The organism is Mesorhizobium sp. M7A.F.Ca.CA.002.15.2.1 (assembly GCF_003998715.1).
Classification (GTDB): domain Bacteria; phylum Pseudomonadota; class Alphaproteobacteria; order Rhizobiales; family Rhizobiaceae; genus Mesorhizobium; species Mesorhizobium ciceri.
On sequence record NZ_RZPI01000432.1, the window covers coordinates 1 to 4935 of the forward strand.

Below are 4935 nucleotides of genomic sequence, written 5' to 3' on the forward strand. Positions count from 1 at the left end.
CCGTTAAGCGGCTTTTCCCGCGTTGATGTTGTCGGCCAGCAGGCGCCTGAAGCGCGAGGGCGGCATGCCCTTCTCCGCCAGGAACTGCCGGTTGAAATTGGACAGGTTGTTGAAGCCGACCTCGTAGCAGATGTCGGTGATCGAGGCCTGCTCGTCGCTCATCAGGATCTGGCAGGCGAGATTGATGCGCAGCCGCTTGACATACTGCACCAGCGACATGCCGGTGTGGCGGCGAAACGAGCGCGAGAAGGCCCCGGTCGACTGGCCGGCGATGGCGGCGAGATCCGCCTCGTCGAACAGCTGCGTCAGGTTCTCCCTGATATAGGCGAGCGCCTTGTTCATGCCGGCGGTCATGTAGCCCGACGGATCGGGCCGATAGCTGGCGCTGGCCAGCAGCTGGAATTCCTGGGCGCGGCTTAGCAGGCCGGCGATCATCATGAACAGCTCGATGCGGCGCACGCCCTGCGCCTGCATCATCTCTTCCATCAATGGCGCCAGCGCCTTGCTGGTGCGGTTGGAAAACAGCACGCCGCGCCGCGACGCCTCGAGCAGAGCCGCAAGCCCCGCCAGCTCCGGCAGCACATGCATGGCATCGCCGATGAAACTTTCGGAAAACTGAATGATGCGGCCGCGCAGCGGGATCGAGCTGTCCTTGGGGATGTCGCTGACCCAATTGTGCGGCAGGTTCGGCCCCGTCAGCACCAGATTGCCCGGCTCGAACTCGCCGATGAAGTCGCCGACGAAATAGCGGCCGTTGGTGAAGATTACCTGATGCAGTTCATATTCTGGATGGAAGTGCCAGCGCACCGTATGGAAGGGGTAGCCATGCGACCACGCCTTGAAGGACTCCCCGCGTCGTATCTGGACAACTTCCAGGTCCGGTTCCATGTCCGTTTCCTCCCGGCCGGCACGGATATTTGCCGCGTTCGGCCCAATTCCCTAAACCGGCCGAATTGGTTTCGGCTCTGCATTTCAAGAGCCACGGTACCGGCTCATGACAACAGGCGCCACCACGATTCAAGACAATGGATGATACTTTTTTAACCGGAAGGGCGCGCTCAGAGGCGCTATTCGGGCAGAACAGGTCAGTCTTGCTGACGCGTTCGCTCGACTGACCAACGAGAACACTACCGCCCGAAACGGAATTCCAACGTGTCCGGTGGGCGCCTGGCCTATCGCAAGAACAGCGTGTTCAGGCGCTGTTGCAGCGCCGTCATCGTAGTTCAGCTGGTGCGCAGCGCACCACCCGCCACCGTCGCGAGCGGCGTAACCATGTCAGGCACCAGTATGTCGTGGCGGCGCGCGAAGCTGACCAGCGTGGCCCGCACCGTCTCCGGATCGATTTCGCCGACGATGCCCGCCTTGCAAGCGTTGAGTGCGATGGCATGGGCGCCGTTGCGGCCGGCGCTCGGCCAGTCCTGCAGCAGTGCATAGGCTTCCATCACGCTGTCGATCATCCTCGGAAAGCCCATTCCGACCAGAAGTGTGACCGGTTCTTCGAATTGCCCGCGATTCATGGCTTGTACCTCCTCTCGATTGTTCAGGGCCTGCAGCGGGCCGAACACCGGGAAGCACGGCCCGCCGCGGATAGGTGAAGGGACTGGCCGATTTCCGTTCAGCCGCTGCCGGCGGATACCTCGGATGTTGCCGACACTTGCTGCGCTGCGAGGAACATCAGTGCCGACGCCGCGGTTCGCCGGTTCCAGCCGGCGGCTTCAGCCATGTCGAGCAGCCCTGCCAGCAGCGGCTTCAGCACGTTCCTGCATTCTGTTTCATAGGCCAGGAATTCCTTCGCTTGATGCGTAGGAGCCGGTACGGATCCGAGGCCAGCCATTGCATCCATCTTTACCTCCACTCTCTCTTCGACTGACGCCCGCTCCCCGCCAGGGGAGCGGGCGGATTGGGCCGCGACTTCAGAAGTCCATGCCGGCGCCGGCGGGCATTGCCGGGGCGGCGGCTTCCTTCTTCGGCTTCTCGGCCACCATCGCCTCCGTGGTCACCAGCAGGCCGGCGACCGATGCCGCGTCCTGGAGGGCGGTGCGCACCACCTTGGCCGGGTCGATAACGCCCTGGCCGAAGAGATCGCCGAATTCATTGGTCTGGGCGTTCCAGCCCCAGCCGAATTCGCTTTTCTCGCGCAGCTTGCCGACAATGATCGAGCCTTCGGCGCCGGCATTCTCGGCGATCTGCCGGACCGGCGTTTCGATGGCACGGCGCACGATGTCGACACCTGTCCTCTGGTCCGAATTGTCGGTCTGCACGGTATCGAGCGCCTTGGCCGCCCGCAGCAAGGCGACGCCGCCGCCGGGCAGCACGCCCTCCTCGACGGCCGCGCGGGTTGCATGCAGTGCGTCGTCGACACGGTCCTTGCGCTCCTTGACCTCGACCTCGGTCGAGCCGCCGACCCGGATCACCGCAACGCCGCCTGCGAGCTTGGCCAGCCGCTCCTGCAGCTTCTCGCGGTCATAGTCGGAGGTGGTCTCCTCGATCTGCGCCTTGATCTGTGCGACACGGCCCTGGATCTCTTCCTTGCGGCCGACACCATCGACGATGGTGGTGTTTTCCTTCTCGATCACCACCTTCTTGGCGCGGCCCAGCATCTGCAGCGTTACATTTTCCAGTTTGATGCCGAGATCATCCGAGATCGCGGTGCCGCCGGTGAGAATGGCGATGTCCTCCAGCATGGCCTTGCGGCGGTCGCCGAAGCCCGGCGCCTTGACGGCCGCGACCTTGAGGCCGCCGCGCAGCTTGTTGACGACCAGCGTGGCAAGCGCCTCGCCCTCCACATCCTCGGCGATGATCAGGAGCGGCTTGCCAGACTGCACCACGGCTTCGAGCACGGGCAGCATCGCTTGCAGATTGGAGAGTTTCTTCTCGTGGATCAGCACATAGGGCTCGTCGAGCTCCACGCGCATCTTGTCCTGGTTGGTGATGAAATAGGGCGAGAGGTAGCCGCGATCGAACTGCATGCCTTCCACGACTTCGAGTTCGGTCTCGGCGGTCTTGGCCTCCTCCACCGTGATGACGCCTTCATTGCCGACCTTCTCCATCGCCTCAGCGAGGAAGCGGCCGATTTCGGCATCGCCATTGGCGGAGATGGTGCCGACCTGCGCGATCTCGTCGTTTCGAGTGACCTTGCGGGCATTGGTCTTCAGTTCGGCGACCACCGCATCGACCGCCTTGTCGATGCCGCGCTTCAGATCCATCGGGTTCATACCCGAGGCAACCGCCTTGGCCCCTTCCCTGACGATCGCCTGTGCAAGCACCGTTGCGGTCGTCGTGCCATCGCCGGCAAGGTCGTTGGTCTTGGAGGCCACCTCACGCACCATCTGGGCGCCCATGTTCTCGAACTTGTCCTCCAGTTCGATCTCCTTGGCGACGGTGACGCCGTCCTTGGTGATGCGCGGCGCGCCGAACGACTTGTCGATGACCACATTGCGCCCCTTGGGACCGAGCGTCACCTTCACCGCATTGGCAAGGATGTCGACGCCGCGCAGCATCTTCTCGCGCGCTTCGGTATGGAATTTCACTTCTTTGGCAGCCATTGGATCACTCCTTTATCTAGGCAGCATTCGTTGACTGGTTGGATACAAGAAGCCGTCAGGCGGCCTTCTTCACTTCGGCGATCTCATCGATGATACCCATCACGTCGCTTTCCTTCATGATGAGCAGGTCCTCGCCGTCGAGTTTGATCTCGGTGCCGGACCATTTGCCGAACAGGATGCGGTCGCCGACCTTGACATCGAGTTCGACAAGCTTGCCGCTGTCGTCGCGCGCGCCGGGACCGACGGCGAGCACTTCGCCTTCCTGCGGTTTTTCCTTTGCGGTATCGGGGATGATGATGCCGCCGGAGGTCTTCTCCTCGGCTTCAAGGCGGCGGACCAGAATACGGTCATGCAATGGACGGAACGCCATGTCGTTCTCCTCGTGGACAAACAGGTTTTGAGGTTCCTCCGCACCGAACCGGCAATATCGGACCGGTGCGGAACGCCGCGACCCTTCGTCAGGCATCGCGGCGCATATCGAGCTAGTTTTGCCCTTTTTCGGTTTCAAGAGACCAGCGCAAAAATTTTTATATTCGACAAGAAAGAGCGCCAAGACACTGTTATGGCGTGGCTATTTTCGGAACCCGCGAGCTTCTCGCGGCGTTGTTTAAAGAGGGACAGAACCAATCGCCCCGGCCCGGCATTGGGCGGGTTCGACACAAATGCCGCCGGCTCGATGCCTCAGCGGAGAAGGAGAAAGACATGGCCGATACGGTCAGCAACGAATTCCGCCTGCAAATGGAAGGTTATGGCCTGACGACGGCCGAAATCCACTATTACCTGCCCGATCATCCAAGCCTGCTTCAGCTCTATGTCTGGCAGGACTATGATCTCGCTCCAGCCTTTCCCGAACTCAAGGGTTTTCTCCAATATTGGGAGCGCGAACTCGATGGTCCGCTCCACTCGGTTCGCGTTGCTCATCACCAGCTCATCCAGCCTTCGGAATGGCGGGCCGTCGAGGGCATAATCACGGTCCACTAGGGTCTTTGCGACGGCCTCCGCTACGTAGGGAATCACGACATTGGGGCAGGCTCTCGCCGGCCCCACGCAGCGCGACAGCCAACAACCTCCACTCCAAGATTTCCAATTTCCGTATTGTAAAACGATCGCGCCGCGCTAGCCTGAAATCAGATGCGAGGCGGGGAAGAGGAATGGAGCTCCAACTCAACGGCAAGGTGGCGCTGGTCACCGGCTCGACGCAAGGCATTGGCCGCGCCATCGCCGAGACGCTGGCGCGCTGCGGCGCGGGCGGCCTGCTCGTCACCGGGCGCGAGAAGACGCGCGGCGATGCCGTTGCGGAAGAGCTTTCGCGGCTCGGCACGCCGACGGTTTTCGTCGCCGCCGACCTCGCCGACCCGGCAGCCCCTGCCCTTTTGGCGCAAGCCTGCAT

General features: G+C 62.2%; 7 protein-coding genes. 2 read left to right on the plus strand and 5 right to left on the minus strand.

Going from position 1 to position 4935, the window contains the following annotated elements; translation table 11 throughout:
• Positions 1-3: 3 nt before the first annotated feature.
• The 5 genes from ENZ74_RS21815 to groES all read right to left on the minus strand — a co-directional run bounded on the left by ENZ74_RS21815 (position 4) and on the right by groES (position 3915).
• Positions 4-888: an AraC family transcriptional regulator gene (locus ENZ74_RS21815; protein ID WP_013530722.1), complete on the minus strand. Its 885-nt coding sequence runs from the start codon at positions 886-888 to the stop codon at positions 4-6.
• 335 nt (positions 889-1223) lie between these two features.
• Entirely contained in the window at positions 1224-1517 is a 294-nt protein-coding gene (locus ENZ74_RS21820; protein ID WP_027160769.1) for a DUF982 domain-containing protein, read from the minus strand.
• Positions 1518-1615: 98 nt separating this feature from the next.
• Positions 1616-1843 carry a hypothetical protein gene (locus tag ENZ74_RS21825; RefSeq protein ID WP_013530720.1) on the minus strand — a complete coding sequence of 76 codons (228 nt, stop codon included), beginning with the start codon at positions 1841-1843 and terminating at the stop codon, positions 1616-1618.
• Positions 1844-1913: 70 nt separating this feature from the next.
• On the minus strand, positions 1914-3545 hold the full coding sequence (gene groL, locus ENZ74_RS21830) for a chaperonin GroEL (RefSeq protein ID WP_027160770.1): 1632 nt from the start codon (positions 3543-3545) through the stop codon (positions 1914-1916).
• Between the two features lie 55 nt (positions 3546-3600).
• The gene (gene groES / locus ENZ74_RS21835; protein ID WP_013530718.1) at positions 3601-3915 is read right to left on the minus strand and encodes a co-chaperone GroES; all 315 of its coding nucleotides are present in this window, start codon (positions 3913-3915) and stop codon (positions 3601-3603) included.
• A gap of 332 nt (positions 3916-4247) precedes the next feature.
• Here groES and ENZ74_RS21840 point away from each other — a divergent pair, with 332 nt between their 5' ends.
• A complete protein-coding gene (locus ENZ74_RS21840) occupies positions 4248-4526 on the plus strand; it encodes an usg protein (protein ID WP_024501657.1) in 279 nt (92 codons plus the stop codon).
• A gap of 170 nt (positions 4527-4696) precedes the next feature.
• Positions 4697-4935: SDR family NAD(P)-dependent oxidoreductase (locus ENZ74_RS21845; protein ID WP_127312986.1), on the plus strand; the 239-nt coding region annotated here is incomplete at its 3' end.

Coding starts and splice junctions, on each gene's coding strand:
- ENZ74_RS21815 (WP_013530722.1), bottom strand. CDS start 888: ATGGAACCGGACCTGGAAGTTGTCCAGATACGACGCGGGGAGTCCTTC.
- ENZ74_RS21820 (WP_027160769.1), bottom strand. CDS start 1,517: ATGAATCGCGGGCAATTCGAAGAACCGGTCACACTTCTGGTCGGAATG.
- ENZ74_RS21825 (WP_013530720.1), bottom strand. CDS start 1,843: ATGGATGCAATGGCTGGCCTCGGATCCGTACCGGCTCCTACGCATCAA.
- groL (WP_027160770.1), bottom strand. CDS start 3,545: ATGGCTGCCAAAGAAGTGAAATTCCATACCGAAGCGCGCGAGAAGATG.
- groES (WP_013530718.1), bottom strand. CDS start 3,915: ATGGCGTTCCGTCCATTGCATGACCGTATTCTGGTCCGCCGCCTTGAA.
- ENZ74_RS21840 (WP_024501657.1), top strand. CDS start 4,248: ATGGCCGATACGGTCAGCAACGAATTCCGCCTGCAAATGGAAGGTTAT.